2 pseudogenes are annotated in these 2,888 nt (G+C 73.9%); both read left to right on the forward strand.

Features of this window, described 5'->3' with window-relative positions:
• A pseudogene (locus MEICH_RS29280) lies at positions 1–1,824 on the forward strand (DUF11 domain-containing protein); the annotation flags it as partial.
• Positions 1,821–2,888: pseudogene (locus MEICH_RS0109820) on the forward strand (hypothetical protein); the annotation flags it as partial. The pseudogenes MEICH_RS29280 and MEICH_RS0109820, both read left to right, overlap by 4 nt.

The raw sequence follows: 2,888 nt of genomic DNA on the forward strand, positions 1-2,888 counted from the left end.
CGCTACGCCCACCACCTGGGCCCCCGGGGCAACCCCCGTGCCAACCCGGGCGGGGAGGGCAGCGCCGACGACCGCCAGCAGGCCAGCGCCCTGCTCGGCCGCCCGCTGTGCTTCGCCCACGGCCTCGAGAACGCCGGGAACGCCCCCGACACCTACACCCTCGCCCTCGCCGCCGCGCTCCCTGCGGGCGTGAGCCTGAGCCTGCAGAACCCCGACGGCACGCCGCTCGTGCAGCCGGTCCTGCTCGAGGCCGGCCAGACCCTCGACTTCCAGGCCTGCTACACCTTCGCCCAGGCCACCCCCGCCGCGCGGGACTTCGTGCTCGAGGCCCGCTCCGCGCTGGGCGGGGGCACCAACCGCACCACCGACCGGGTGCTCTCGGTCTTCGACCCCAGCGCGCTGCGCCTGCAGAAGGACGTGGACCGCGACACCGCGGTGCCCGACGGCAGCCTGACCTACACCCTGCGCGTGGAGAACACCCTGCCCTTCGCCCTCACCAACGCCGCCGTGAGCGACGTGCTCGACCCCGCGCTCGGCTTCGTCTCCGCCGACAGTGGCGGCGCCTTCGACCCCGGCACCCGCCGGGTGAGCTGGAGCCTCGCCAGCCTCCCGGCCAACTCCACCCTCACCCTCACGCTGCGGGTGCGCGTGCTGCCCACCGCGCCCGAGGGCGGCGAGGTCCCCAACCGCTTCAGCCTGGCCTCGAGCGAGATCCCCCAGCCGCTGGAGTCCAACACCGTCACCACCCGGGTCATCTCGGCCCGGCTGCTGCTGGAGAAGTCGGTGAGCCCCCGGAAGGCCGTGGCGGGCGACCTCCTCACCTACACCCTGCGCCTCGCCAACCCGGGGAAGGTGGCCCTGGACGTGCGCCTGGTGGACGACCCCGCCCCCGGCCTCGACTACCAGGAGGGCTCGACCGCCTTCAGCGGCACCGCCCAGGCCGCCTTCGAGCCCCAGCCGGCCGCCGGCGGGGTGCTGGTGTGGGCGGGGCTGCGGCTCGAGCCCGGCCAGGCCCTCACCCTCACCTACCGCATGCGGGTGCTGCCCGGCGCGGGCCCCGAGTTGCGCAACGTGGCCCAGGCCCAGGGCGCCCTCCCCGGCGGTCCGGTCGTGAGCGAGGCCGAGAGCACGGCCCTGGCGAGCGTGGTGCCCGGCGTCTTCGCCCCCCCCGACGCCCTGGTGGGCCGGGTCTTCCTCGACGCCGACCGCGACGGGAAGTTCACCCCCGGCCGCGACCTGCCCCTCCCCGGCGCCCGCCTGATCCTGGGCAACGGCCGCCAGGCGGTCACCGACGCCGAGGGCCGCTACGCCTTCCGCGAGGCGGGCGGCGGGGTCTGGACGCTGCTGCTCGACCCGGCCTCGGCCCCCTTCTCGCCCCTGCCGCACCCCGAGCGCCTGGGCAGCGGCTACCAGCACCGGGTCCGGGTGGCGGGCCTCACCGTGAGCGACTTCCCCCTCGAGATGCCCCTGGGCCTGGCCCGCGCGACGCGCGAGACGGTGCTCGAGTTCGGCCCTTTGCGCCTCGCCAAGCAGATGCTCCCCCTCCCCGGCGGCGGCTGGCGGGTGGTGCTGGTGCTCAAGACCAGCGAGCCCCTGCGCGAGTTCACCCTCACCGACCCCCTCCCCGGCGGCGGCGAGCGCACCTTCACCTACGAGGTGCTCGAGGGCGAGCTCACCCTCACCTACGACCTGCCCCCTGGCGTACCGGGCTCGCCCGGTCCCGGAGGGAATCTGCCCCCTGGCGTACCGGGCTCGCCTGGTCCCGAAGGGAGCGACAAGGCCCCCGCCCTGACCGACCCCCAGGTGCGCTGGAGGTATCCGTGAGCGTACGCAAAACGCGAAACGCAAGACGCAAGACGCTCTTAGCCTGTGGCTTCTGGCGTTCGGCGTTCGGCGTCCTCGCCCTGCTGCTGGCCTTCAGCCTCCCCGCCCTCGCCCAGGCCCGCACCGACCTCAAGGGCATCGTGCCCGGTGACCGGCTGGGCTGGGAGAGCAGCGAGCTCGAGGCCGCCGTGGTCGTGAGCAAGGCCACCATCCTCAACCTCCAGATCTACTCCCCGGGCTTCGACCCCAAGGACTACCGCTCCGCGCTCAAGGGCACGCCCGAGCTGGGCGACGAGCGCTACGACAAGGGGCAGGGCCAGGTGCGCTCGGAGTTCGTGCTGCTGCGGGACGGCAAGGAACTCGCCCGCCAGAGCTTCGGGGTGGAGCCCCACCGCTGGGTGCTGTTCTTCCGCGGGCAGGTGCAGCCGGGGGTGTACCAGGTCAAGGCCCGGCTCTACGGCCTGGCCAAGAACGCCTTCCGCTACCGCATCCAGACCAGCGTGCCCCAGGCGGCCAGCCTGGTGGTCGAGCCGGGCTTGCAGCTTTACGACGTCCGCCCCACCGACTACTACAACGTCCGCACCGAACCCCAGGCCAAGAACCGCGTGTGGGCCGAACCCTTTGCCCTCGAGGTCGCCCCCGAGGTGCTGCCCTTGAGGGTGAGCTTCTACGACGAGGACGGCGCGTCTGAGCTCGAGGGCCGCGTGCGCTACGAGGGCGGCAAGACCCAAAGCCGCCCGGTCTCGGGCGACCGCACCTGGGCCGACTTCGACCTCACCCGGCCCGGGCGGGTGGTCTTCGGCTTCCGCCAGCCCCCCACCGCCAAGCAATACTCCAACACCATCGGCTTCCGGGTGGAGGGCTGCATCCAGGTCGAGCGCGACTTCCTGCGCGTGGTGCCGCCGCGCCCGGTGCAGGTGTCTGTGGTGGACGAGCGGGGTGAGCCCCTGGCGGTCGAGGCGCGGCTCGAGGGCCGCCTGATCCGCTCGGTGCGGCTGCGCGAGCTGCCCGAGGGCTACCGCCTCAAGGCCGTGCAGGCCGAGGGGGCCGAGGCCCTGGCCGAC

The sequence above is a fragment of the Calidithermus chliarophilus DSM 9957 genome (assembly GCF_000430045.1).
Taxonomy (GTDB): Bacteria; Deinococcota; Deinococci; order Deinococcales; family Thermaceae; genus Calidithermus; species Calidithermus chliarophilus.